The organism is Neisseria bacilliformis, from assembly GCF_014055025.1.
Taxonomy (GTDB): domain Bacteria; phylum Pseudomonadota; class Gammaproteobacteria; order Burkholderiales; family Neisseriaceae; genus Neisseria; species Neisseria bacilliformis.
Window position 1 is genome coordinate 1,406,931 of sequence record NZ_CP059571.1, and the last position, 26,951, is coordinate 1,433,881.

Below are 26,951 nucleotides of genomic sequence, written 5' to 3' on the forward strand. Positions count from 1 at the left end.
TTTGCCGTGTCAAGGACAAACGCACAAACGGCGGACATTTTCCGTCTGTTTGTGCGCCCTTATCTTTTTTTACAACATAACATGCGCCGTGTCAGTGCCGTTGGGCGTTTGCGCTTGACTTTGCCGCTGTCGCGACGGACGGGTCGGCGGGGACGGGATCGGCTTTGAACGGTTCGGGACGGCGTTCGAGGCCGAAGTCGAGCACTTCGTCTATCCATTTGACCGGGCGGATTTCCAAGCCTTCTTTGACGTTGGCGGGGATTTCTTCCAGGTCTTTGACGTTGCCCTGCGGGATGAGGACGTGTTTGATGCCGCCGCGCAGGGCGGCGAGCAGTTTTTCCTTCAAGCCGCCGATGGGCAGCACTTCGCCGCGCAGGGTGATTTCGCCGGTCATGGCCACGTCGGCGCGCACGGGGATGCCGGTGAAGGCGGACACCATGGCCAGCGTCATGCCGATGCCCGCGCTGGGGCCGTCTTTGGGGGTTGCGCCTTCGGGCACGTGGACGTGGATGTCGTGTTTCTCGTAGAAGTCGGGCGCGAGGCCGAGCCCTTCGGCGCGGGAGCGGACGACGCTCCATGCGGCGGTGATGGATTCCTGCATCACGTCGCCCAGCTTGCCGGTGCGCACGATGTTGCCTTTGCCTTTGAGGGCGACGGCTTCGATGGTGAGCAGCTCGCCGCCCACTTCCGTCCACGCCAGCCCGGTTACCTGGCCGACGCGGTTTTCGTTTTCGGCCACGCCGAAGTCGAAGCGGCGCACGCCGAGGTAGTCGTGCAGGTTGCCCGCGTCCACGACGATGGTTTCGGTTTGGCCGCCGCCGTTTTTGTGCGCGTCTTCGGCCAGCTGCGCCGCCATCACGCCTTTGCGGCAGATTTTGGCGATTTCGCGGTCGAGCGAGCGCACGCCGGCTTCGCGGGTGTAGTAGCGCACGATGTCGCGCACGGCCGCTTCGCGGATGTCCATTTCGCCTTCGCGCACGCCGTTGCGCTCCATCTGTTTGGGCACGAGGTACTGCATGGCGATGCTGACTTTTTCGTCTTCGGTGTAGCCCGAGAGGCGGATGATTTCCATGCGGTCGAGCAGGGCGGAGGGGATGTTCATGCTGTTGGAGGTGGCGATGAACAATACGTCGCTCAAATCGTAGTCCACTTCGACAAAGTGGTCGGAGAAGGTGCTGTTTTGTTCGGGGTCGAGCACTTCCAGCAGCGCACTGGACGGGTCGCCACGGAAGTCGTTGCCCAGCTTGTCGATTTCGTCGAGCAGGAACAGCGGGTTTTTCACGCCGGCTTTGATGATGCCCTGGATGATTTTACCGGGCATCGAGCCGATGTAGGTGCGGCGGTGGCCGCGGATTTCGCTCTCGTCGTGCACGCCGCCCAAGGCCATGCGCACGTATTTGCGGCCGGTGGCTTTGGCGATAGACTGGCCGAGCGAGGTTTTGCCCACGCCCGGGGGGCCGACGAGGCAGAGGATGGGGCCTTTGAGTTTTTCGCTGCGTTTTTGCACCGCCAGATATTCCAAGATGCGCTCTTTGACTTTTTCCAGGCCGTAGTGGTCGGCGTTGAGCACCAGATCGGCTTTGGCGATGTCTTTGATGACACGCGTTTTTTTCTTCCACGGCAGTTCGAGCAGCGTATCTATATAGTTACGCACCACGGTGGACTCGGCCGACATCGGCGGCATCATTTTGAGTTTTTTCAATTCCGACAGGGCTTTTTCCTCGGCCTCTTTGCTCATGCCGGCCGCTTTGATGTCGGCTTCGAGCTTGTCCAGCTCCGCTCGTTCGTCTTCTTCGCCCAATTCCTTGTGGATGGCTTTGACCTGCTCGTTGAGGTAGTACTCGCGCTGCGATTTTTCCATCTGGCGTTTGACGCGGCCTTTGATGCGTTTTTCCACTTGCAGGATGTCCAGCTCGGCATCGATCTGGCCGATGAGGAACTCCATGCGTTCGGCCACGTCGACCTTGTCGAGCACGGCCTGGCGCAGTTCGAGTTTCAGTTGCAGGTGGGCGGCCACGGTGTCGGTGAGGCGGCCGTTGTCTTCGATGCCGGTGATGGTGGAGAGCACCTCGGCGGGGATTTTCTTGTTCAGCTTGGCAAACTGCTCAAACTCGTTCAGCAGCGTGCGGCGCAGGGCTTCCATATCGTGTCCGGCCGAGGTTTCCTCGTCTTCGGTTTCCACGTAGGCGAAGAAATAGTCGCCGTTGTTTTCGATGTCCACGGCGCGGGCGCGGCGGATGCCCTCCACCAGCACTTTCACTGTGCCGTCGGGCAGTTTGAGCACTTGCAGCACGTTGGCAATCGTGCCCATCTGGTGCAGGTCTTGCGGCTGCGGGTCGTCGTCGTTGGGGTTTTTCTGCGCCAGCAGGAAAACCGGCTCGTCGCTTTCCATCGCCCGCTCCAAGGCGGCGATGGATTTGGGGCGGCCGACGAACAGCGGCAGCACCATGTGCGGGTAAACCACCACATCGCGCAGCGGCAGCAGAGCCAGGGCGCGGTCGTAGGCGGGGCGTTGTGTATTGGCCATATTTATGCTTCCTTTACAAAGTCAGGCCGCCAAATTGGGCTGCGCGCCTTTTTTTCAAGACAGCTTTTATGAGGCCGTCTGAAAACCGCCGCTCGGGCAGACGAGGCCGGCCGATTGCGTTAGAATACGCTCCGCCGTTTTTCAGACGGCCTCCCGATGCGTGCAGGCCGTCTGAAAACCATAAGGACGACGACATGACCCAGCAAAAAGACAGCCTCATCGAATTCCCCTGCGCCTTCCCCATCAAAGTGATGGGTGCGCAGCATCCCGACTTCCTGCCCGAAATCCTCGCCGCTGTGCAACGCCACGCGCCCGACACGGCCGAAGAGCACATCACTTCCCGCCCCAGCAGCGGCGGTAACTACCTCTCCGCCACCGTTACCGTGCAGGCGCAAAACCAAGAACATCTGGACGACATCTACCGCAGCCTCACCGCGCATCCTTTGGTGAAAGTGGTGCTGTGATGAAAACCGTGCGCCTCGGCCGCCGCGACTATCTGCCCGTTTTCCACGCCATGCAGGCGTTCAACGACCGCCGCACGGCCGACACCGAAGACGAACTGTGGATTGTGGAACACAATCCCGTCTTCACCCAGGGCTTGGCGGGCAAGGCCGAACACCTGCTGGTGCGGGACGGCATCCCCGTCGTGCAGATCGACCGCGGCGGCCAGATTACCTACCACGGCCCCGGCCAGCTCGTCGTCTACACCATGATCGATTTCAAACGGCGCAAAACCTCGGTGCGCCGCATCGTTTCCGCCCTCGAAAACAGCATCATCGCCACCCTGGCCGCCTACGGCATCGCCGCCGCCGCCGACCCGCAGCGTCCCGGCGTGTATGTCGGCGGAAAAAAAATCGCATCGCTCGGTCTGCGCATCAAAAACGGCGCGGTCTATCACGGCCTCGCCCTCAATGTGGACATGGACCTCACCCCGTTCACCCACATCAACCCCTGCGGCTACGCCGGCTTGCAGATGACCCAAATCGCCGACTTCGTGCAGCCCGCCCCGTCTTTGGACAACGTGGCCGACAATCTGGTGGCGCAGCTGCGGGAAAAACTGGCCTTTGAGGCCGTCTGAAAACAAAATAACCGATACCAAACAACAAACTGCGCCGAAAAGGCCGTCTGAAAAAACGGAAAAGAAAGACACACCATGAGTACAGAAACCACCAACCCCCTCGACAACCGCCAGGGCGTCAAACACACCGGCGCGTCCAAAACCGCCCGCATCCCCATCAAAGTCGTTCCCCTCGAACAAAAGCTGAAAAAGCCCGAATGGATACGCGCCAAGCTGCCCAATCCGAAAAAGTTTTTTGAGATTAAAGACATCCTGCGCGAGCAGAAAATGCACACCGTGTGCGAAGAAGCCGCCTGCCCCAACATCAGCGAATGTTTCAGCAAAGGCACGGCCACCTTCATGATTATGGGCGACATGTGCACCCGCCGCTGCCCCTTCTGCGCCGTCGGCCACGGCCGCCCGAATCCGCTCGACCCCGACGAGCCGCAAAACCTCGCCAACTCCGTACGCGCCATGAACCTGCGCTACGTCGTCATCACCTCGGTTGACCGCGACGACCTGCGCGACGGCGGCGCGCAGCATTTCGCCGACTGCATCACCGCCATCCGCCAGACCAGCCCGTTCACCAAAATCGAAGTGCTGGTGCCCGATTTTCGCGGCCGCCTCGACATCGCCCTCAACATCCTCGCGCAAACCCCGCCCGACGTGATGAACCACAACCTCGAAACCCATCCGCGCCTCTACAAAATGGCGCGCCCGGGCGCGGACTACAAACACTCGCTCGAACTCCTGCGCCGCTACAAACAAATGATGCCGCACGTGCCCACCAAGTCCGGCATTATGGTCGGCCTGGGCGAAACCGACGACGAAGTGCGCGAAATCATGGACGACATGCGCGCGCACGACATCGAAATGATTACCATCGGCCAATACCTGCAACCCTCCGACGGCCACCTGCCCGTGCTGCGCTACGTAACGCCCGACATGTTCAAGCAGTTCGAGCGCGAAGCCTACAGCAAAGGCTTCACCAACGCCGCCTGCGGCGCGATGGTGCGTTCGAGCTACCACGCCGATGAGCAGGCCGCCGAAGCCCTGCGCGAAAGCCACGGCGGCTGCGGCCATCATTAGAAATACTGCGGTTTTCAGAAATACTGCGGTTTTCGCACCGCCCGCAAGGCGGCGCAACCGGCCATACAGGCCGTCTGAAAACCGTTTTGCCGGTTTTCAGACGGCCTCAAATATTCGCGCCCTTGCCGTTTCGCCGCAGCGGTACGATATGGCCGTCTGAAAACCGTTTTTCGGAAACGTCATCCCCGCGCAGGCGGGGACGGCATGTTTAAGCAAGAAAGGAAAACACTATGCAGCAGAAAGTCCGTTTCCAAATCGAAGGCATGACCTGCCAGGCCTGCGCTTCGCGTATCGAAAAAGTTTTGAACAAAAAAGACTTTATCGAAACGGCGGGCGTGAACTTCGCGGGCGAAGAGGCACAGGTGGTGTTTGACGACGCAAAAGCCTCCGCCGACGACATCGCCAAAATCATCGAAAAGGCCGGTTACGGCGCAAAGGAGAAAACCGACGCGCTGCCGCAGCCCGAAGAGAAAGTGCACGTCGGCTGGCGGCTGTGGCTGCTATTGGCCATTAATATTCCGTTTGTTATCGGCATGGCGGGCATGATGCTCGGGAGGCACGACTGGATGCTGCCGCCTGTGTGGCAGTTTGCGCTGGCGAGCATTGTGCAGCTTTGGCTGGCCGTGCCGTTTTACAAAAGCGCGTGGGCGAGCATTAAAGGCGGGCTGGCGAACATGGATGTTTTGGTAACGGTCGGCACGGTGTCGATCTACCTTTACTCCGTCTATATGCTGTTTTTCAGCCCGCACGCGGCGCACGGCATGGCGCACGTTTATTTTGAAGCGGGCGTGATGGTGGTGGGATTCGTATCTCTGGGCAAATTTTTGGAACACCGCACCAAAAAATCCAGCCTCAACAGCCTCGGCCTGCTGCTGAAACTCACGCCCAAGCAGGTAACGGTCGAGCGCGGCGGCCAATGGCAGAGCCTGCCCGCCGACCAAATCATGGTCGGCGACCTCATCCGCGCCAACCACGGCGAGCGCATCGCCGCCGACGGCATCGTCGAGCGCGGCAGCGGCTGGGCAGACGAAAGCCATCTCACCGGCGAGTCGAACCCCGAAATCAAACAGGCAGGCAGCAAAGTTTTGGCGGGCGCGTTGATGACCGACGGCAGCATTGTGTACCGCGCCGCGCAGCTGGGCAGCGAAACCCTGCTGGGCGACATGATGAACGCGCTTTCCGAAGCGCAGGGCAGCAAAGCCCCGATTGCCCGCGTGGCCGACAAAGCGGCGGCGGTGTTTGTACCCGCCGTGGTCGCCGTCGCGCTGATCACTTTCGCGCTGACCTGGTGGTTTAAAGGCGACTGGACAACCGCGCTCATGCACGCCGTGGCCGTGCTGGTGATTGCCTGCCCGTGCGCCCTCGGCCTGGCCACGCCCGCCGCGATTATGGTCGGCATGGGCAAGGCGGTGAAACACGGTATTTGGTTTAAAGACGCGGCCTCGATGGAAGCGGCGGCGCACATTGATACCGTCGTGCTCGACAAAACCGGCACGCTCACCGAAGGCCGCCCGCAAGTGGCCGCCGTGTGGCTGGCCGAAAACAGCGGTTTTAACGAAGACGATTTGTACCGCCTCGCCGCCGCCGTCGAACAAAACGCCGCCCACCCGCTGGCCGCCGCCATCGTGGCCGCCGCGCAGGCACGCGGTTTGCAGATTCCCGCTTCGGAAAACGCGCAAACCGCCGTCGGCGCGGGCATCAGTGCCCAAATCGCAGGCGCGGGCTTGGTGAAAGCGGGCAAACCCGATTTTGCCGGTGTCGCCCTGCCCGCCGTTTCAGACGACGTGTGGCGCATTGCCAGCATCGTGGCCGTGTCGGCAGAGGGCAAACCCGTCGGCGCGTTCGCGCTGGCCGACACGCTCAAAAGCGATGCCGCCGCCGCAATCGGCCGTCTGAAAGCGCGCGGCATCGAAGTGTGCATCATGAGCGGCGACAATCAGGGCACGGTCGATTACATCGCCGCGCAACTGGGCATCGCCGACGCACGCGGCAACATGACCCCGCGCGGCAAAGCCGAGGGCGTGCGCGAGCTTAAAGCGGCGGGCAAAACCGTGGCGATGGTGGGCGACGGCATCAACGACGCGCCCGCGCTGGCCGCCGCCGATGCTGGTTTCGCCATGAAAGGCGGCGCGGACGCAGCCGAACACACCGCCTCGGCCACGCTGATGCAGCACTCGGTAAACCAGCTTGCCGACGCGCTCTTCATCGCCCGCGCCACGCTGAAAAACATCCGCCAAAACCTGTTTTTCGCCTTTTTCTACAACACCCTCGGCATCCCGCTGGCCGCGCTGGGCTTTCTCAACCCTGTGATCGCCGGCGCGGCGATGGCCGCCAGCTCGGTGTCGGTTTTGGGCAACGCCCTGCGGCTCAAACGGGTGAAAATCGACTGACAAAGCATGAGGCCGTCTGAAAAACCGAAAAACACTTTTTCAGACGGCCTTTTATTTCGGTTCGCCTTCTGACAAGCGGTTTAATAATGGGATAAAATGCGCTGTTTTTTGATTACAAGGGAAAATCATGGCTTGGGGCGACGGAATAGAAAAAGCAGACAAGACCAAGCCCGCCGCATCGGCGGGTGATACGCTGGCCGCCTTGTCGGCGGTGGTGATTTTTATCGTTATCGTCTTATCGGGATGTTTGAAGCTGTATGTCGAATACCGGCAATACCAATATCAGCGGCAGCTGATGGCCGGTATCGGCAAGCTGATGGAGGCGGAAGCGGAAAAACTCAAAGAACACACCGAACGGTTCACGCCCGCACAGCACATCGGCGGCACGGTGGAATATCCCGAGTTTGCGCGGGAACGCAACCTGCACGGCACAGCGAAAATCCATGTACTTATCGGCGCGGGCGGGCAGGTGAAGGATGTGAAACTGGCGCAGACCGCAGGCCACGAAATCTTGGACAGATACGCCTTGAAAGCCGCGAAAAACGGCATGTATCTGCCCGCAACCAAAGGTTTCGAGCGGGTGGAAGACATTATTTTGGTGGAATTTGAATTTTAGTGTTTTCAATAATATGAGGCCGTCTGAAAAACCGAAAACGCTTTTTCAGACGGCCTCTCGAAAGCAAAAGGAACAAACCGTGCGCAAAACCCTGATTTTTACCGCCGCAATCCTGGCCGCGTCCGCCCCGCTGTACGCGCAAAGCTGCCGCGAAGCCGATGCTGCGGTTGCCGCCGAATACCGCAAAATGCAGGAAAACGGCAATTATGGCGGCGGGGAATGGAGCGAAGCGCGCGAACGCCGTCTGGCTGCGGCGGGCAAACGCTTTTACGCCAAATTGTCCGCCTACCTTGCCCGCCCCGAATCGTGGGGCTGCGTCTTCCCCAGACTGCTCGGCGCGGGCGCGGGCATCGCGGCGGCGGCCGACGGCAGAGTCCGCGCTTTTTCTTGGGATGAGCAAACCGGCGGCACGATGCACAACGACAAAAACCTGCTGCAATACCGCAGCGGCGGCCGAACCGCCCTGCTCGCCGAAGGCGTGTCCGGCGGCTGGGTGCGGCAGATTGCCGCCGACACCCTGCCGCGCTACGGTAAAGTGTATTTCGCCGTCTCCCGCTTTGTCGGCAGCAGCAGGCTGTATCTGGACAGAGTAGAGCTGCTGCACATCGAAAAAGGCCGTCTGAAACCCTTAAACATCATCCGCACCGCCCGTTTGGGCAACACTTTGTCCTACGAAGCCGACCTGATGGCCGAACCGCGTCTGCCCGAAGGGCGGGAAAACAACTACATCGCCTACGACGCGAAAACCCGCACCCTCAGCCTGCCCTTGGTGGTGGCGGAAAAAGAAAGCGACGGCGACGGGCGGGTAACGGCCGGGCGCATCCGCTACTGCTTCGACGGCCTTTATTTCGTGCGGCAGAAATAAAGGCCGTCTGAAAAGCGTGCGCAAGCGTTTTTCAGAAACGTCATCCCTGTGCAGGCGGGGACGGCCTCCAACCGTGAATTTGAAGTAAAAAACATGAACAAACAAAGCATTGCATTCCCCGCCGCGCTCGCCCTGATGATCGGTGCGCTGATTGTCTGGTCGGGCATTTCGCCGCACGACCGTGCCGTATGGTATGCCGAAATCGTCCCCGTCGCGGCGGTGTGGTTCGTCTTAACCGCCACCGCCGGCCGCTTCCGTTTCAGCAACACCGCCTATTTCCTGATGAGCCTGTGGCTGGCGATGCACAGCGTCGGCGCGCATTACACCTTCGCCGAAGTGCCGTTCGATTGGGCGAACCGCCTGCTCGCCCCGCTGCTGGGCGAAGGGCGCAACCATTTCGACCGCGTCGGCCACTACATCATCGGCTTTTACGCCTTCCCGATGGCCGAATGGCTGACCCGCCGCCGGCTCGCCGGCTTGGGCGTGGCCGTGTTTTTCGCGCTGTTTTTCATCATGGCCGTGGCGGCGGCCTACGAAATCATCGAATGGCAGTATGCCGTGATCGACGGCGGCAGCGCGGGCATCGAGTTCCTCGGCTCGCAGGGCGACGTGTGGGACGCGCAGAAAGACATGCTCGCCGACACACTTGGCGCGCTCACCTCGCTCGCGCTGTTTCTGGTTTTGCGGCCGGACAAGCGGGCAGGGCAGGGGACGTAGGCGGCCGTCTGAAAACAAGCAAAAGGGATTTTGAGTTTTCAGACGGCTTCTGCCGCCAAGGTAGGTGTGTGGCGCGAGCCACGCACGCGGTTTCTGTGTGGCGGTGGTTTTGGAAGCGTTTGGAAATACGAAAGGCCGTCTGAAAAGCCGTAAAACCGATTTTATAGTTGAACAAAATAAAAGATACCCATCATAGGCCGGGCTTCAGCCCAGCAAAATATCGGATAAATAGCGAGTCAGCCGGGCTGAAGCTCGGCCTACACCGAATACTTTTTATCTGTATCCACTATAACTTCGTTGAAGCTGCGCTTTCAGACGGCCTCAAAGCATACGGGCGGGCGGTCAGCGGTGGCGGATTTCCCAGCATTGGTGGATTTTTTTGTTGCGAAAATCGTCTGGCACGGACTGTTTGGAAATGTCTTTCACAAGGTATTGTTCCGCAATGCTTTCATCGAGCGCAAACGAGCGCAGGTTGTTTGAGAAATACATCAGGCCGTTTGGGGCAAGCAGTTTCATTGCGCCCTGTATCAGGCGGGCGTGGTCGCGCTGGATGTCGAGGGTGTCGCTCATTTTTTTGCTGTTGGAGAAGCTGGGCGGGTCCATCACGATGAGGTCGAACTGTTTGCCTGCTTCAAAGGCCGTCTGAAGATATTGGAATACGTCGGCACGGATGATTTGGTGTTTTGCCAAATCGATGCCGTTGAGCTCAAAATTGCGCCGCGCCCAGTTGAGATAGGTGTTGGATAAATCAACGGTTTCGCTGGAAACTGCGCCGCCCGTGGCCGCGTAAACGGTGAAGCTGCCGGTGTAGGAAAACAGGTTTAAAAAGCGTTTGCCCGCTGCGGTGTCGCCCACTTTTTTGCGGGTGTTGCGGTGGTCGAGAAACAGGCCGGTGTCGAGGTATTTGTCGAGGTTTACCCAAAACTTGCGGCCGTTTTCTTCGATGACGAAGTCTTCGCCCGCGCGGCCGGTTTTTTCATACTGCTGCACGCCTTTTTGACGTTCGCGGCGTTTGAGATGGATGTCGTCTGAAGAAAATCCGGTTACAAAAACAATGGCTTCAATGATTTCGGCAAGCCACGCTTCGTATTCTTCGGGCTGCATGAGCCAGCCGGTATCGTATTCCTGCAAGTGGATTTGCGAGCCGTAAACATCGACGGCAAAGGGAAACTGGGGGATGTCGCGGTCGTAAATGCGCCATGCTTCGATACCGTTGCGTTTTGCCCATTTCATAAGGTGTTTGATGTTTTTGCCGAGGCGGTTGGCGAAGGGAGTGGTGTTGTCGGTCATGGCGTTCGGACGGTTTTGTGAAAGGGATTGATTTTACCGTAATTAACGCCGCCGCGCTTGACCGTGTCGGCATACGTCTATATTATCCGCTGTTCGCCTTTTTATTACGAAGCCATCGTCTTCTGCCTAAACCGCCCGCTACGGGCGCGTTCTCTTGTTTTTCTCCGGAAAATGTATTTGCAGGTTGTTGTCGATGTTAACCACAGGCCGAAGCCGCCTGCGACAACCCTGTAACGCCAATTCTGTATTTGCCGCTACCCATCTTTGCTTCGAGGTCGTCTGATAAACATTTCGGGCGCAGCGTGTTGTTGTTTCTTGAAGGATAGCCGTGTCTATTAAATTTTCCGATTTGAATCTCGATAAAAACATTCTTTCCGCACTCGTGAGCGCGGGCTACGAAACGCCCACGCCGATTCAGGCGCAGGCCGTGCCGTTTGCCTTAGAAGGCCGCGACATCATGGCCTCGGCGCAAACCGGCTCGGGCAAAACGGCCGCATTTCTGCTGCCCACGCTGCAACGCTTAACCCGCCGCAGCGAAAAACCGGGCAAAGGCCCGCGCGCGCTGGTGTTGACCCCCACGCGCGAATTGGCCGCGCAGGTGGAAAAAAACGCGCTCACTTACGCCAAAAACATGAAATGGTTCCGCACCGTCAGCATCGTCGGCGGCGCGTCGTTCGGCTATCAAACCCGCGCATTGAGCAAGCCGGTTGACCTGATTGTCGCCACTCCGGGCCGTCTGATGGACTTGATGGACAGCGGCAAAGTGGATTTCGCCCGCTTGGAAGTGCTGATTCTCGACGAAGCCGACCGCATGCTCGACATGGGCTTTATCGAAGACATCGAAACCATCGTCGCAGCCACGCCTGAAGACCGCCAAACCCTGCTGTTTTCCGCTACTTGGGACGGCGCGGTCGGCAAACTCGCCCGCAAACTCACCAAAAACCCCGAAGTGGTGGAAATCGAGCGCGTGGACGAGCAGGGCAAAATCGAAGAGCAGCTGCTTTACTGCGACGACATGCGCCATAAAAACCGCCTGCTCGACCACATTCTGCGCGATGCCAATATCGACCAGTGTGTGATTTTCACTTCCACCAAAGCCATGACCGAAGTGATCGCCGACGAGCTTTACGAAAAAGGTTTCGCCGCCAACTGTCTGCACGGCGACATGCCGCAGGGCTGGCGCAACCGCACACTGATGGATTTGCGCAAAGGCCGCTGCAAAATTCTGGTGGCCACCGACGTGGCCGCACGCGGTATCGACGTGCCGACCATCACCCATGTGATCAACTACGACCTGCCCAAACAGGCCGAAGACTATGTGCACCGTATCGGCCGCACCGGCCGCGCAGGCCGCAGCGGCATTGCCGTTACCTTTGCCGAAGTGAACGAATATGTGAAAGTGCACAAAATCGAAAAATACATCGGCCGCAAACTGCCCGAGCTGACTGTGGAAGGCATGGAGCCCACCCGCAAACGCAAAGCAGCCGGCGGCAAGCCGAAAGGACGCGGCGGCTGGGGCGGCAAAGGCGGCTTCGACAAAGACAAAAAATCTTTCGGCCGCCGCGAGGGCGGGTTCAAAAAAGAAGGCGGCTTTAAGAAAGAAGGATTTAAGAAAAGCGGCGGGTTTAAAGCGCGAAAAGAGGGCGCAGGCAAACGCGCGTAAAATGCTTTAAATATACGCGGATAAGGCAAAGAGGCCGTCTGAAAAACGTTTTTCAGACGGCCTCTTTGCTTGTTTGGAACACAGGTAGGGTGTCGCCCAAGACAATACACGTGTTCTCTGCTGCATAACGAATCCGCGTATTTCCCCAAAAGCCCAAGCTGTGTGTGCTGCAAAGCAGTAGAGGCCGTCTGAAAAACGCAAACGGAGTTTTCAGACGGCCTCTTTACCGTTAAGACAGGGTGTGGCACAGCTGTGCACACGGATTCGGCTTTGTGCAGACGCGGAATTCGTTGCGCGGCAAAGACCGCGTGCGTCGCCTTGGGGCGACGCACCCTACATAAGCAGCAAACGCGTGCGCCCCAAAGCAGCAGAGGCCGTCTGAAAAACCGTAAACCTGTTTTTCAGACGGCCTCTGCTGCTTTGGGGCATGCTAATTGTCAACAGACCCTAAGGTTTACAAATCGAATGCGGCGTTGACCAGCCTTTGCGTGTATTCGGTTTGCGGGTTGCTGAATATCTGCTCGGAGGTGCCGTATTCCATCATTTCGCCAAGCTGCATGACGATGACGTTGTTGCTGACGGCGCGCACGACGGAGAGGTCGTGGCTGATGAACATGTAGGTCAGGCCGTATTTGTCCTGCAAGTCGCACAGGAGTTCGACCACTTTGACCTGCACCGAGCGGTTGAGAGCGGAGGTGGGTTCGTCGAGCAGGATGAATTTCGGGCGCAGGATGACGGCGCGGGCGATGGCGATGCGCTGGCGTTGGCCGCCGGAAAATTCGTGCGGGTAGCGGTTGAGCGCGGAGGTGGGCAGGGACACTTCGTCCAGCACGTCGAGCACGCGTTCGATGCGCTCTTTTTTGGAGAGCTGCGGCTGGTGGATGCTGAACCCTTCGCCGACGATTTCGCCCACGGTGAGGCGGGGCGAGAGCGAGCCGTAGGGGTCTTGGAAGACGATTTGGCGTTCGGCTTTGAGGCGGCGGGCTTCTTCTTTGGAGAAGTCGCGCAGGTTGCGGCCTTCAAAGCTGATTTCGCCGGTGTAGGGCAGCATCTGCATCACGGCTTTGCCGAAGGTGGATTTGCCCGAACCGGATTCGCCGACGATGCCGAGCGTTTCGCCGCGCCGGATTTTGACGTTCAGCCCTTTGACGGCTTTGAACACTTTGGTGGGTTTGCCGAAGAAGTTTTTTTCCAAGACAAATTCGACGCGCACGTCTTTGGCGTCGATCAGGACATCCGGATCGCCTTTGACGGGTTCGCGCACGCCGGTGGGAATGGAGTGAATGAGTTCGCGGGTGTATTCGTGCTTGGGTTCGGCAAATACTTGTTTGATTTTGCCGCGTTCGACGATTTCGCCGTGGCGCATGACGCAGACGGTTTTGGAGTAATGCTCGGCCAAGCCCAAATCATGCGTGATGAAGATAATCGCCATGCCCATCTGCTTTTGCAAATCGTGCAGCAGGTCGAGGATTTCGGCCTGGATGGTTACGTCGAGCGCGGTGGTGGGTTCGTCGGCAATTAAAAGGTCGGGGTTGTTGATGAGTGCCATGGCGATCATGACGCGCTGCAACTGGCCGCCGGAAAATTCGTGCGGATATTGTTTCATGCGGCGTTCGGCTTCGCGGATGCCGACGCGCTGCAAGAGTTCGAGCACGCGTTTGCGGGCTTCGGCGCGGTTCCAGTCTTTGTTGTGCAGCAGGGCGGCTTCCATGAGCTGCCGGCCGATGCGCATAAAGGGGTTGAGCGAGGTCATCGGCTCTTGGAAGATGAAGGCGATGCGTCCGCCGCGCAGGTTGCGCAGGGTTTTCGCGTCGGCATCGAGGATGGAGGTGCCTTCAAAGGTGATGCGCGAGTCTTTGCCGTAGCGGGTCATTTTTTCGTCCAGAAGCCGCATGACGGACATGGACGTTACCGATTTGCCCGAGCCGGATTCGCCGACGAGGGCGAGGGTTTCGCCACGGGCGACTTTGAAGCTGATGCCGCGCACGGCGTGGACGGTTTGGTCGTGCAGGTCGAAATAGACGTTGAGGTTTTCCACCCGTAGCAGGATGTCCCGGGTTTCTGTGTTGGTTGTGTTTTCTGTCATGGCCGTATCCTTTGGGCTGCGGTTTATCGGTCTTTCGGGTCAAGCGCGTCGCGCAGGCCGTCGCCGAGGAAGTTGAAACAGAACAGTGTGGCGACGAGGAAGAAGCTGGGCACGAGCAGCTGCCAGGGGGCGGTTTCGATGGTGAGCGCGCCTTCTTGCAGCATGGAGCCCCAGCTGGTCATCGGCTCTTGCACGCCCAAGCCCAAAAAGCTGAGGAAGGATTCGTACATAATTATGCCGGGCACGAGCAGCGAGGCATACACCATCACCACGCCCAGTACGTTGGGGATGATGTGGCGGATGACGGTTTTGCGGCGGGAGAGGCCGCTGACGCGGGCGGCTTCGACGAACTCTTTGTGTTTCAGGCTCAAAGTCTGGCCGCGCACGATACGTGCCACATCCAGCCACGACACCAAGCCGACGGCAGCAAAAATCAGGATGAGGTTGCGGCCGAAGAAGGTGGTGAGCAGGATGACGAAAAACATGAACGGGAAGGCGTTGAGGATTTCTAGGAAACGCATCATCAGCGAGTCGATTTTGCCGCCGAAGAAGCCGGCCAGCGCGCCGTAGAGCGTGCCGATGACCACGGCGACCAGCGCACCCGACAAACCCACCAACAGGGAAATGCGCCCGCCCACGGCGGCGCGGGACAGCAAATCGCGACCGAGCGAGTCGGTGCCCAGATAATGCCGGCTGGCAACGGAGGGGGCGGCGGACATATTGTCCCAGTCGGTGAAGTCGTAGGCGTAGTGGGTGAACAGCGGCGCGAAGATGACGAACAGGGTAATCAGCACCATCACGGTGAGGCTGTACAGCGCGGCTTTGTTTTTGCGGAAACGCCGCCACGCGTCCTGCCACAGGCTGCTGCCTTTGATTTGGGCGCGTTCTGTCGCGTCGGCCAGTGCTTCGGTTTGTTTTTTCTTGAATATCATGGTGCTCTCTCTATCCGGGCAGGCGATGCGCCCGGCAAACGGGGGAGTTTCGGACGAACCGGAGGTTTTCAGACGGCCTGTTTTTCCACGGCGGCGCAGAGGCCGTCTGAAAACGGCGGTTTGGTGTCAGTAACGGATTTTCGGATCGATCAGGGCATACAGGATGTCGAGGATGGCGTTAAACGCAATCGCCAGCACGCCCACCAGAATGGTCAGCCCCAAAATCATGCCGTAGTCGCGGTTGAGCGCGCCGTTGACGAAAAGCTGGCCGATGCCCGGCAGGCCGAAGATGGTTTCGATCACAATCGCGCCGGTGATGATGCCGACGAAGGCCGGGCCGAGGTAGGACACGATCGGCAGCATGGCCGGACGCAGGGCGTGGCGCAGGACGATGGCGGTCATCGACAGGCCTTTGGCGCGGGCGGTGCGGATGAAGGGGCTGTTGAGCACTTCGATCATCGCGCCGCGCGTAATCCTGGCAATGCTGGACACATAGCTGATCGACAGGGCGGCCACGGGCAGGATCAGGTTGATGAACGCGCCGTCGTTCCAGCCGCCGGCCGGCAGCCATTTCAGGATAATGGCGAAAATCAGCACCAGAATAGGGGCTTTGACGAAGCTGGGAACGACCACGCCGGTCATCGCCAGCGTCATCAGCGTGTAATCCGCCCAAGTGTTTTGTTTCAAGGCGGCGAGGATGCCCAAAAGCAGGCCGCCGATAACGGCGATTACGAAGGCGTAAAGGCCGATTTCCACTGACACGGGCAGAGCCTGCGCCAAAAGTTCGTTAACCGAAAAGTCTTTGTATTTGAACGAGGGGCCGAGGTCGCCGTGCGCCAACTGTTTGACGTAGTGGAAATATTGCAGGTACATCGGGTCGTTGAGGTGGTATTTGGCTTCGATGTTGGCCAGCACCGCCGGCGGCAGGTTTTTCTCGCCGGTGAACGGGCTGCCGGGGGCGAGCCGCATCATAAAGAAGGACACGGTAATCAGCACCAGCATGGTGGGAATCGCGGCCAATATCCGTTTGATGATAAATTTCAGCATAATCAGGTCTGTATCCCCAACGGTGTAAAACCGTCTGTGTTGCCGTTTTTGCGCGGCGACCTGAATGCTTCAAATGGAGAAAGGGGAAAACACTGCCGCAAAGCCGTGGCAAAACGGCTCGGGCGCAATCGCCGGTTTGTCGGGCGTTTGCCTGTGTATTGTCTTCTTTTTCTTCTTTTGCAGGCATTCGGCTGTGCGGCGGCGCAGGTCCGGCAAGGGTTGGTCGGGGCAGGCCGTCTGAAAAGGCGTTTTGCCGTTTTCAAACGGCCTGCCGTGGTGGAATAGCCTTGTGGGCTGTTTATGCGCGTACCAGCGGTTTGGTACGTTCCAAGAGCCATGCCTTCGCATCCCCTTCGGTCAAGGGTTCGAGGCGGCGGCGCACTTCGGCGTGGTAGTCGTTGACCCAGCGGATTTCGTTGTCGTCCATCATTGCGGGCAGCATCAGGCGGGTGTCGATGGGGCAGAGCGTCAGCGTTTCAAAATACAGAAATTCGCCGAACTCGGTTTCCGCAGGGTTGGGCACCGGCATGTTGGCGGCCAGGTTTTCGATGCGGATGCCCCACTTGCCCGGGCGGTAGAGGCCGGGTTCGATGGAGGTAACCATGCCTTTTTTCATGGCGTGGTTTTTGTTGGGGGTGGCGGCGCAGGCGATGAGCTGCGGGCCTTCGTGCACGTTGAGGAAATAGCCTACGCCGTGCCCCGTGCCGTGGCCGTAGTTGCATTGTGCCTGCCACAGCGGTTTGCGGCATACGGCGTCTATCATCGGCGCGGCGATGTTGTCGGGAAACACGGTTTCGTCCAGCGCGATGTGCGCTTTGAGCACCAGCGTGTAATCGCGTTTTTGCGCTTCGGAGGGCGTGCCGACGGGTGCCATGCGGGTGATGTCGGTGGTGCCGCCCCAGTATTGGCCGCCGGAATCAATGAGCAGCATGCCGTCGCCCTCGATAACGCTGTAATGCTCGGCGGTCGCGCTGTAATGCGCCATCGCCGCGTTGGCGTTGAAGCCGGCAATCGTGCCGAAGCTCGGCGAGATAAAGCCTTCGCGCCGGCTGCGGTGTTTGAGCAGCATGCCGTCGATGTCGAACTCGGTTACGCGCTCGCCTGCGGCCAGTTTCTGCTCGAACTCGGCGAAAAAGCCGCACAAGGCCGCGCCGTCTTGCGCCATCACGTCGCGCCAGCGGGCGATGTCGGCATCGGATTTGACCGATTTGAACAGCGTGCTCGGGTTGATGTCTTCAATCAGGCGCACGGATTCGGGCAGGTGGCGCAGGGTGCTGACGGCGGTTTTGTTCGGCTCGACCAGCAGGCTGCCGCGCACATCCGCCAATGCGGCGGCGGCGGCGGCGTAATCACGCGCCTCGATGCCCGCCGCTTGCAGCGCGGCGGCGGCTTCGGCGGAGAAGCGGCTGTGGTCGGCAAACAAAACGGCTGTGTCCGCGCTGATCAGCAGGAACGACAAAAACACAGGGTTGAACGGCACGTCGTTGCCGCGCAGATTGGTGATCCAGGCGATGTCGTCGAGCGAGGAAACCAGATGGGCATCCGCGCCGTGTTCTTTCATCGCGGCACGCACGCGGGCGAGTTTTTCGGCGGCGGTTTCGGAAACGAAAGCGGGATTGTGGACGTAAACTTTTTCAGACGGCATCGCGGGGCGTTGCGGCCACACTTCGTCCAGCAGCGTTTCGGGGTGTTCGACGCGGATGTTTTTCGCCGCCAGCGCGGCTTCCAAACCGCGTTTTCCGGTGAGCGAGAGCATATCGGCCGGCACGCCGACGGCCGCGCCTTCTTGCAGGTTTTCCGCCAGCCACTCGGTGTAGGGCGCGACTTCGCCCATTTTCTGCAAGGCGATGCCGCTGCCTGCGAGCTGCTGTTCGGCCTGCTCCCAATAACGGCTGTCCACCCACAGGCCGGCTTTTTGCGGCGTAACCGCCAGCGTGCCCACCGAGCCGGTAAAGCCCGAAAGGTCGCGCCGCGCCTGCCAGTGTTCGGGCAGGTATTCGGAAAGGTGGGGGTCGGCGGAAGGAATCACGAAAGCATCCAAGCCGTGCCGCTGCATGGCTTGGCGCAGTGCCGCGAGATTCTGATCGGCGGTAGTCATATTTTTTGCTCCTTGATGTTCGGAAACGGGTTTTGGAAACGGGTTTTTCAGACGGCCTCCAAGCCTTGCGGGCGCAACAGGCCGTCTGAAAACCGCACGGTTTATTTTTTCGGTGCGAAAGACCAGTTTTTCAATACGTAGTTTTTCATCGGGTCTTCGGTGGAGAAGCCTTCGATGTCGGGTTTGACAAGCTGGACGGAAACCTGATGGTAGAGCGGCAGGATAACCGAATCCTGCTGGATGATCGATTCGGCGCGGCCGTAGAGTTTCACGCGCTCTTCGGGCTTGATGCCGGCGGTAAGCGTGTCGTCGAGAGTTTTGTCGAGAACGGGATTGGCGTAGAAGAAACGGTTGTTCGGGTTGTTGGAACGGAACACGTTGAGCATGCCGGAGGGTTCGTTGTAGTCGGAACACCAGCCGGAGAAGGCGATGGCGAAGTTACCCGTCTGGCGCGTGTCCTGATAGGTTTTCCATTCCTGGTTGAGCAGGTTGGGCTGGATGAAGGGCACGGCGGTTTTCCAGATGGAGCGCAGCGCGGTGATTTGCTTGCGCGAGGATTCGTTGGTGCTGTACAGCACTTCAAAGGTGAGCGGGTTTTTCTCGCTGTAACCGGCTTCGGTGAGCAGCTTCAAGGCTTCGGCGGCGCGTTTTTCCTTGCTCCACGCTTTCCAGTCGGGCGCAACCTGTTCGCTGCCCTGCATGTTCGGCGGGGTCATCTGGAAGGCGGGGGTGTCGCCGCGCCCGCTTACTTTGGTAATGATGTCGCGGTCGATCAGCATATTGAGCGCGCGGCGCACTTTCGGATTGTTGAACAGCACAACGCTTTCGTTCGGCTCGAGATACCAGGTGCACAGCAGGGTGGTGCGTTTGACCTGGCCGGAGAATTCCTTGTCGGCAGTTTTGATCTGGTCAGTGGGGACGGCGTAGGTTACGTCCATTTCGTCGGCGCGGTAGCGGTCGAATTCCTTGCCGGTGGACAGGAATGTAGCCTCGGGAATGGTAACTTTGTCCGCGTCGTAATAAGCGGGGTTTTTTTCCAGCGCGATATGGCTGTTTACGCGCCACTCTTTGAGCTTGTACGCACCGCTGGAAACGTAATTTTCCGGCTGCGTCCATTTGTCGCCGAATTTCTCGACTGTGGCGCGGTGGACGGGATAGGTGAATTGCTGAATCAGCATGTCGGGGAAATACGGCACAGACGCGGTGAGCGTGAATTGCAGCGTTTTCTTGTCCAAAGCCTTCACGCCCAGCGTTTCGGGCTTGGCCTTGCCCAGCATGACTTCCTCGGCGTTGACCACTTTGCCGTCGGCCAGATAACTGGCGTAGGGCGCGCCGGTTTCAGGGTCGGTAAGGCGGCGGAAGCTGTACACGAAATCGTCGGCGGTAATCGGTTCGCCGTTCGACCATTTGGCATCGCGCAGATGGAAAGTCCAGACTTTGTCGCCGTCGCTTTCCCATTTTTCCGCCAGCGCAGGAACGGTTTTGCCGGCGGCGTCGGAGCCGACCAGGCCGTCCATCATTTGGCGGATGAGTGCGCCGGCGGCCATGTCGCCGCTTTTTTGCGGATCGAGCGAGCCGGGTTCGACGGCGTTGCCGACGACGATGCGTTTGTAGTCCTTGCGCTCGAATTTCGAGGGCGTGATGACGGTTTCCCCGCCGCAGGCGGCAAGGGCGAGGCAGCCGGCCGCCGTCAGGGCGGTCAGGGTATATCGGTTTGCGGGCATAAACGCGCTCCTCTTTGCGGTTTTCTTTTTCTTCTTCGGCGGCCGCCGCGACGGGTGTTCTGTTGTGGCGTGAAGTCGGGAATGTATTTATTTTTTTACCGATTGTCAAATAGTATTATTTATCTTTAATTTTAAGTAAATTCCGGTAAGTGGGGCAGGGCGGCGGACAGGCGGACGGCGGGCGCGGCGGCGGGATTTTGTTAGAATCCGCCTTTTTTCAGACGGCCTCATTCATGAACAACACGCCCAACTACATCACCCCCGCAGGCTGGCAGGCTTTGAAAGACGAGCTGTACAGCCTGGTAAACAAGGAACGCCCCGAGATCGTGCAGGTCGTGAACTGGGCGGCCTCCAACGGCGACCGCAGCGAAAACGGCGACTATCTCTACGGCAAACGCCGGATGCGCGAAATCGACCGCCGCATCCGTTTTCTAACCAAACGCCTCGAAGCGGCGCAGGTCATCGACCCCGAAACGCGCGAAGCCACCGACCAGGTATTTTTCGGCGCAACCGTAACCCTGCTGCGCGGCAACGGCAGCGAGCAGGTGGTGAGCATCGTAGGCATCGACGAAACCGACGCGGCGCGAAACAAAATCTCGTGGATTTCGCCGCTGGCACGCTGCCTGATTAAAGCGCGCGAGGGCGACGCCGTCGTGCTGCGCACCCCCGAAGGCCGCGAAGACATCGAAATACTCGAAGTGGCTTACATCCGTATCGCTTAATCCTATCAGGCCGTCTGAAGACAGGCTTACCTGCTGCAATGGTTTTTCAGACGGCCTTCCATCATTTCTCTCTATCACTTGCTTCTTGTTTCAGAATCATATTTTCAGACGGCCTCTGATTTGAAAAAAAAAACGGTTTAAAAGCCGCCTGAAACAGCCTGTTCCATCAGTTATGCCAGTAAACCGGCAGATTTTTTCAGACGGCCTGCATCTGCGGCAGGGAAGGGTCTTACCCCTGCTTTCAGACGGCCTGATTTAGCGCAAATAAAGTTTACTTTGCAAATATTGACAGAAAATAGCGGAGTCAAGTATAAAGCTGCCGTAACAGGCGGCTACAACGGATTACAGTCTTCCCGTCCGTGCGCCGCTTGAGGTTTTTACAAGAAAAACATCTGAAAGAGCAGAAATCCCATGAATCCTATGTATGTTACCTTCGCGATCTATCTGATCGCGGTTCTCCTCATCGGCCTCGCGGCTTATTTTTCCACCCGTAATTTCGACGACTATATCCTCGGCGGCCGCAGCCTCGGCCCCTTCGTTACCGCCATGTCGGCCGGTGCGTCCGATATGTCCGGCTGGCTCCTGATGGGGCTGCCCGGCGCGGTGTATCTGAGCGGTTTGAGCGAAGCATGGATTGCCATCGGCCTGACCGTCGGCGCGTATTTCAACTGGCTGCTGGTGGCCGGACGCCTGCGCGTGCACACCGAATACGCCAACAACGCGCTGACGCTGCCGGATTACTTTTTTCACCGCTTCGGCGCCGGCGGCCATCTGATGAAGGTGGTTTCCGCGATTATTATTCTGTTTTTCTTCACCATTTACTGCGCTTCGGGCATTGTGGCCGGTGCCACGCTGTTCCAAAGCCTGTTTGAGGGCATGACTTACAACCAGGCGATGTGGCTGGGTGCGGGCGCAACCATCATCTACACCTTCTTGGGCGGCTTTTTGGCGGTGAGCTGGACGGACACCCTGCAAGCCTCGCTGATGATTTTCGCGCTGATTCTGACCCCGGTGATGGTGTATCTGGGCTTGGGCGGCGCGGAGCAGATGGCCGCCGCCATGCAGAGCGTGGCCGCCGAAACCGGCAAACAATACGACAGCCTGCTGGCAGGCACGACTTTTGTCGGCATTGTTTCCACCGCCGCATGGGGCTTGGGCTACTTCGGCCAACCGCACATTCTGGCGCGCTTTATGGCAGCCGAAAGCGCAAAATCGCTGGTTTCCGCCCGCCGCATCGGCATGACGTGGATGATTCTGTGCCTGGGCGGCGCGGTGGCCGTGGGCTATTTCGGCATCCCCTATTTCGGTGCGCACCCCGAGCAGGTTGCCGCCATGAAGGGCAACCACGAGCGCGTGTTCATTGCCCTGTCCACCCTGCTGTTCAACCCGTGGATCGCCGGCGTGATTTTGAGCGCGATTCTGGCGGCGGTGATGTCCACCCTGTCCTGCCAGCTTTTGGTGTGTTCCAGCGCGATTACCGAAGACTTCTACAAAGGCTTCCTGCGCAAAAACGCGCCGCAGAAAGAGCTGGTGTGGGTTGGCCGTGTAATGGTGCTGGCGATTGCCGTGGTGTCGATTCTGATTGCCGCCGATCCGAACAGCAAAGTGCTGGGGCTGGTAGCCTACGCTTGGGCGGGCTTCGGCGCGGCTTTCGGTCCGATTGTGATTCTGTCGGTGCTGTGGAAACGCATTACCGCCTACGGTGCGCTCTCCGGCATGGTGGCCGGTGCGCTGACCGTGGTGCTGTGGGCGGAATTCGTGAAAAAACCCGCGCTGGCCGCCGGACAAAACGGTTGGACAACCGTGTATGAAATCGTCCCCGGCTTTATCGCCTGCGCACTGGTGGCCGTGATTGTGTCGCTGGCCAACAAAAAACCGTCGCAAGAAGTGCAGGAACGCTTCGCCAAAGCCGATGCCGACTACCGCGCGGCGAAATAAAAAACGTTCAGGCTGTCCCACCGCACGGGGCAGCCTGAAAATCCGTTTGAGGCCGTCTGAAAACCGGTTCGGCGGCCGGAAAACCGAGCCGCGCAGAAACGGCGGGAGGATGTTTTCAGACGGCCTTTATGCTTTGCAGGCCGCCGCCGGAAAATATTTGACCCTGTGCAAACCCGCCCCGCAATCCGCTTGTTTCCGCAGGCGCGATTGGTTACGATAAAATGCGCGGCACATGGCATACGCAGCCTGATGCCGCGCCTCATGAAAAGAAGTATTTCAAACCCTTCGGACGGCCTTTGAGGCCGTCTGAAAACACTACCGAAACCTCTGGAGAACCCGAAAAATGTTCGATTTTGCCTTTCCGACACAAACCCCTCTGCGCCAAGCCGTAACCGATGCCTACCGCCGCGACGAAATCGAAGCGGTAAACGACATGCTGCAACGCGCGCAAATGAGCGACGAAGAACGCAAAAACGCCGACGAACTCGCCCGCCGCCTCGTAACCCAGGTTCGCGCCAACCGCACCAAAGCCAGCGGCGTGGACGCGCTGATGCACGAATTTTCCCTGTCCAGCGAAGAGGGTGTCGCCCTGATGTGCCTGGCCGAAGCCCTGCTGCGCATCCCCGACAAAGAAACCCGCAACAAACTGATTCAGGACAAACTCTCCGAAGGCAACTGGAAAAGCCACTTGGGCAACAGCCCGTCCATGTTCGTCAACGCCGCCGCATGGGGTCTGCTGATTACCGGCAAACTCACCACTCCCACCAGCGATGACTCCCTCGGCTCCGCGCTTACCCGCCTCTTGGGCAAAGGCGGCGAACCGATGATCCGCAAAGGCATGGACTACGCCATGCGCATGCTGGGCAAACAGTTCGTAACCGGCCAAACCATCGAAGAAGCCCTGCAAAACGGCAAAGAGCGCGAAAAAATGGGCTACCGCTATTCCTTCGACATGCTCGGCGAAGCCGCGATGACCGAAGCCGACGCCGACCGTTATTTCAAAGACTATGTGGACGCCATCCACGCCATCGGCAAAGACGCGGCAGGGCAGGGCGTATATGAAGGCAACGGCATTTCCGTCAAACTCTCCGCCATCCACCCGCGCTATTCCCGCGCCCAGCACGACCGCGTAATGAAAGAGCTGCTGCCGCGCCTGAAAGAGCTGTATCTCCTTGGCAAACAATACAATATCGGTATCAACATCGACGCGGAAGAAGCCAACCGCCTCGAACTCTCCCTCGACCTGATGGAAGGCTTGGTGTCCGATCCCGATCTGGCCGGCTACAACGGCATTGGTTTCGTGGTGCAGGCGTATCAGAAACGCTGCCCCTTCGTTATCGACTACCTGATCGACCTTGCCCGCCGCAACAACCAGAAACTGATGGTTCGCCTGGTCAAAGGCGCGTACTGGGACAGCGAAATCAAATGGGCGCAGGTGGACGGCATGGACGGCTACCCGCTCTACACCCGCAAAGTCCACACCGACATTTCCTATCTGGCCTGCGCCCGCAAACTGCTGGACGCGCAAGACGCCATATTCCCCCAGTTCGCCACCCACAACGCCTACACGCTGGCCGCCATCTACCAAATGGGCAAAGGCAAGGATTTCGAGCACCAATGCCTGCACGGCATGGGCGAAACCCTGTACGACCAGGTTGTCGGCCCGCAGAACCTCGGCCGCCGCGTGCGCGTGTACGCCCCCGTCGGCACACACGAAACTCTCTTGGCCTATCTGGTGCGCCGCCTGCTGGAAAACGGCGCGAACACCTCCTTCGTCAACCAAATCGTCGACGAAAACATCAGCATCGACCAGCTTATCCAAAGCCCGTTTGAAACCATCGCGCAAGAAGGCATCCACCTGCACCCCGCGCTGCCGCTGCCGCGCAACCTTTACGGCGAAGGCCGTCTGAATTCGCGCGGCGTGGATTTGAGCAATGAAAACGTCTTGCAGCAGTTGCAGGCCGACATGAACGCCGCCGCCGCCGGGAAGTTTCAGGCGGCCTCCATCATCAACGGCAAAGCCCGCGCCGCGCAGCCCGAAAGCGAAGTGAAAAACCCCGCCGACCACAGCGACATCGTCGGCACAGTCAGCTTCGCCGATGCCGACACCGCCAAAGAAGCCGTCGCTGCCGCCGTGGCCGCGCAGAAAACCTGGGGCAGCACCCCCGCCACCGAACGCGCCGCTGCCCTGCGCCGCTTCGCCGACCTGCTCGAACAGCACACCCCCGCGCTGATGATGCTTGCCGTGCGCGAAGCCGGCAAAACCCTGAACAACGCCATCGCCGAAGTGCGCGAAGCCGTTGATTTCTGCCGCTACTACGCCGACCAGGCCGAAGAAGTCATCAAAGACACCCCTGCCGTCGGCACCATTGTCGCCATCAGCCCGTGGAACTTCCCGCTGGCCATCTTCACCGGCGAAGTCGTCGCCGCGCTGGCCGCAGGCAACACCGTCGTCGCCAAACCCGCCGAGCAGACCAACCTCATCGCCCACTACGCCGTCAAACTGATGCACGAGGCCGGCATCCCCGCCCAAGCCCTGCAACTGGTGCTCGGCGCAGGCGAAGTCGGCGCGGCGCTCACGCAGGACGAACGTATCGGCGGCGTGATTTTTACCGGCTCCACCGAAGTCGCCCGCCTCATCAACCAAACCCTGGCCAAACGCAGCGACAACACCGTGCTGATTGCCGAAACCGGCGGACAGAACGCCATGATTGTGGACTCCACCGCCCTGCCCGAGCAGGTGTGCGCCGACGTCATCAACTCCGCCTTCGACAGCGCGGGACAACGCTGCTCCGCCCTGCGCATCCTCTGCGTACAGGAAGACGTGGCCGACCACATGATCACCATGATCAAAGGCGCGATGGACGAACTGGTTGTCGGCAATCCCAAGCACCTCAACACCGACGTCGGCCCCGTCATCGATGCCGAAGCGCAGCAGAACCTGCTCGCCCACATCAACAAAATGAAAGGCTCGGCCAAGTCCTACCACGAAGTCAAAACCGCGCCCGACGTCAACCCAGAAAATGCCACCTTCGTCTGCCCGATTCTGTTTGAACTGAACGACTTGGGCGAATTGCAACGCGAAGTGTTCGGCCCCGTGCTGCACGTCGTCCGCTACCGCGTCGGCGAGCTTGACAGCCTGCTCGACCAAATCAACAGCAAAGGCTACGCGCTCACCCACGGCATCCACAGCCGCATCGACAGCACCGTGGAACACATCCGCAGCCGCATCGAAGCGGGCAACGTCTATGTCAACCGCAACATCGTCGGCGCAGTGGTCGGTGTACAGCCCTTCGGCGGCCACGGCCTCTCCGGCACCGGCCCCAAAGCAGGCGGCCCCTTCTACCTGCAACGCCTCAGCCGCCTTGCCAACTGGGTACAGCCCGAACTCACCCAACCCGGCCGGGCCGACGAAGCCGCGCTGAAAAAACTGGAAACCCTGCTGCACGGCCTGCCGCTGACCCAGGAGCAGAAACTTGCCGCCGCCGCCGCACTCGGCCAGGCACGCTTCCGCACCCTGCGTCTGGCCGAAGCCCTGCTCACCGGCCCAACCGGCGAAACCAACGCCGCCGTATGGCGCGCCCCCAAACGCGTCTGGGTGCACGGCGGCGACCTCGCCCGCAGTTTTGCCGCGCTGGCCCAGCTGGCCGCCTCCGGCATCCAAACCGTCGTTGAAACCGGCCACCCGCTTGCCGCGCACGCCGACGCATTGGGCGAACTGCTCCTCGTCAGCAGCCAGCCCGAAACCAGCGGTGCCGTCCACGTTGCCGCGCTCGATGCGCTGGGCAGCGAACGCAAGCAGAAACTGGCCGCCGGCAGCGGCGCGCTCGTCCGCATCCTGCCCTCCGAACACGGCTTGGACGTTCTGCAAGTGTTCGAGGAAATCTCGTGCAGCATCAACACCACCGCCGCAGGCGGCAACGCCAGCCTGATGGCCATGGGCGACGACTGATGTAGCCTGAATTTGCAGCAAAAAGGCCGTCTGAAAACTTTTCAGACGGCCTTTAAACGTATAGCAGCATTTAATGCAGGCCGGGTTAAGCCCGGCTGACTTGCTATTTCCCCGATATTTTTTCCCCGTTATTTTGCCGGGCTGAAGCCCGGCCTGCATCCGCTATATAGCAAACCGAGCCACCATCAGGCACAAGTAGCAGAGGCCGTCTGAAAAACATTCAAACTTTCAGACGGCC

18 protein-coding genes are annotated in these 26,951 nt (G+C 59.4%); 11 read left to right on the forward strand and 7 right to left on the reverse strand.

From position 1 onward, the window contains the following. Window positions 1–91 precede the first annotated feature (91 nt). A complete protein-coding gene (gene lon, locus H3L91_RS07010) occupies window positions 92–2,527 on the reverse strand; it encodes an endopeptidase La (protein ID WP_007342960.1) in 2,436 nt (811 codons plus the stop codon). A 194-nt stretch (window positions 2,528–2,721) separates the two neighbouring features. Here lon and H3L91_RS07015 point away from each other — a divergent pair, with 194 nt between their 5' ends. The 7 genes from H3L91_RS07015 to H3L91_RS07045 all read left to right on the forward strand — a co-directional run bounded on the left by H3L91_RS07015 (window position 2,722) and on the right by H3L91_RS07045 (window position 9,261). Then, window positions 2,722–2,991 (forward strand): HP0495 family protein, encoded by a 270-nt coding sequence (locus H3L91_RS07015; RefSeq protein WP_007342962.1) that lies wholly within the window; start codon window positions 2,722–2,724, stop codon window positions 2,989–2,991. Beyond that, window positions 2,991–3,605 carry a lipoyl(octanoyl) transferase LipB gene (gene lipB / locus H3L91_RS07020; RefSeq protein WP_007342963.1) on the forward strand — a complete coding sequence of 205 codons (615 nt, stop codon included), beginning with the start codon at window positions 2,991–2,993 and terminating at the stop codon, window positions 3,603–3,605. Before H3L91_RS07015 ends, lipB begins: the two co-directional genes overlap by 1 nt. 75 nt (window positions 3,606–3,680) lie before the next feature. Then, entirely contained in the window at window positions 3,681–4,673 is a 993-nt protein-coding gene (gene lipA / locus H3L91_RS07025; RefSeq protein ID WP_007342964.1) for a lipoyl synthase, read from the forward strand. A gap of 230 nt (window positions 4,674–4,903) precedes the next feature. Then, window positions 4,904–7,063, forward strand: a complete 2,160-nt coding sequence (locus H3L91_RS07030) for a heavy metal translocating P-type ATPase (RefSeq protein ID WP_007342965.1) — start codon at window positions 4,904–4,906, stop codon at window positions 7,061–7,063. Between the two features lie 127 nt (window positions 7,064–7,190). Next, window positions 7,191–7,679: an energy transducer TonB gene (locus H3L91_RS07035; protein ID WP_007342966.1), complete on the forward strand. Its 489-nt coding sequence runs from the start codon at window positions 7,191–7,193 to the stop codon at window positions 7,677–7,679. Between the two features lie 79 nt (window positions 7,680–7,758). Continuing rightward, complete coding sequence (locus H3L91_RS07040) at window positions 7,759–8,544, forward strand: hypothetical protein (RefSeq protein ID WP_040658932.1); 786 nt, start codon at window positions 7,759–7,761, stop codon at window positions 8,542–8,544. A gap of 93 nt (window positions 8,545–8,637) precedes the next feature. After that, a complete protein-coding gene (locus tag H3L91_RS07045; protein ID WP_040659527.1) occupies window positions 8,638–9,261 on the forward strand; it encodes a DUF2238 domain-containing protein in 624 nt (207 codons plus the stop codon). A gap of 342 nt (window positions 9,262–9,603) precedes the next feature. Here H3L91_RS07045 and H3L91_RS07050 read toward each other — a convergent pair whose 3' ends face one another. Then, window positions 9,604–10,551, reverse strand: a complete 948-nt coding sequence (locus H3L91_RS07050; RefSeq protein ID WP_007342970.1) for a class I SAM-dependent methyltransferase — start codon at window positions 10,549–10,551, stop codon at window positions 9,604–9,606. A gap of 328 nt (window positions 10,552–10,879) precedes the next feature. Here H3L91_RS07050 and H3L91_RS07055 point away from each other — a divergent pair, with 328 nt between their 5' ends. Then, entirely contained in the window at window positions 10,880–12,214 is a 1,335-nt protein-coding gene (locus tag H3L91_RS07055) for a DEAD/DEAH box helicase (RefSeq protein WP_007342971.1), read from the forward strand. A 454-nt stretch (window positions 12,215–12,668) separates the two neighbouring features. On the opposite strand, the gene H3L91_RS07060 is transcribed toward H3L91_RS07055, so the two are convergent. The 5 genes from H3L91_RS07060 to H3L91_RS07080 form a co-directional block, all read right to left on the reverse strand. Further along, the gene (locus tag H3L91_RS07060) at window positions 12,669–14,300 is read right to left on the reverse strand and encodes an ABC transporter ATP-binding protein (protein ID WP_007342973.1); all 1,632 of its coding nucleotides are present in this window, start codon (window positions 14,298–14,300) and stop codon (window positions 12,669–12,671) included. Window positions 14,301–14,323: 23 nt separating this feature from the next. Then, window positions 14,324–15,232, reverse strand: a complete 909-nt coding sequence (gene oppC / locus H3L91_RS07065; RefSeq protein WP_007342974.1) for an oligopeptide ABC transporter permease OppC — start codon at window positions 15,230–15,232, stop codon at window positions 14,324–14,326. Between the two features lie 126 nt (window positions 15,233–15,358). Next, window positions 15,359–16,279 carry an oligopeptide ABC transporter permease OppB gene (gene oppB / locus H3L91_RS07070; RefSeq protein WP_007342975.1) on the reverse strand — a complete coding sequence of 307 codons (921 nt, stop codon included), beginning with the start codon at window positions 16,277–16,279 and terminating at the stop codon, window positions 15,359–15,361. A 298-nt stretch (window positions 16,280–16,577) separates the two neighbouring features. Next, window positions 16,578–18,377: an aminopeptidase P family protein gene (locus H3L91_RS07075; protein WP_007342977.1), complete on the reverse strand. Its 1,800-nt coding sequence runs from the start codon at window positions 18,375–18,377 to the stop codon at window positions 16,578–16,580. A gap of 101 nt (window positions 18,378–18,478) precedes the next feature. Then, window positions 18,479–20,101 carry a peptide ABC transporter substrate-binding protein gene (locus tag H3L91_RS07080; protein ID WP_007342978.1) on the reverse strand — a complete coding sequence of 541 codons (1,623 nt, stop codon included), beginning with the start codon at window positions 20,099–20,101 and terminating at the stop codon, window positions 18,479–18,481. 233 nt (window positions 20,102–20,334) lie between these two features. On the opposite strand from H3L91_RS07080, the gene greB reads away from it, so the two are divergent. From greB to putA, 3 genes are all read left to right on the forward strand, one after another. Further along, window positions 20,335–20,823, forward strand: a complete 489-nt coding sequence (greB, locus tag H3L91_RS07085; RefSeq protein ID WP_040658934.1) for a transcription elongation factor GreB — start codon at window positions 20,335–20,337, stop codon at window positions 20,821–20,823. 411 nt (window positions 20,824–21,234) lie between these two features. Continuing rightward, entirely contained in the window at window positions 21,235–22,761 is a 1,527-nt protein-coding gene (putP, locus tag H3L91_RS07090) for a sodium/proline symporter PutP (RefSeq protein WP_007342981.1), read from the forward strand. Between the two features lie 343 nt (window positions 22,762–23,104). Continuing rightward, the gene (gene putA, locus H3L91_RS07095; RefSeq protein ID WP_007342983.1) at window positions 23,105–26,713 is read left to right on the forward strand and encodes a bifunctional proline dehydrogenase/L-glutamate gamma-semialdehyde dehydrogenase PutA; all 3,609 of its coding nucleotides are present in this window, start codon (window positions 23,105–23,107) and stop codon (window positions 26,711–26,713) included. Window positions 26,714–26,951: the final 238 nt, after the last annotated feature.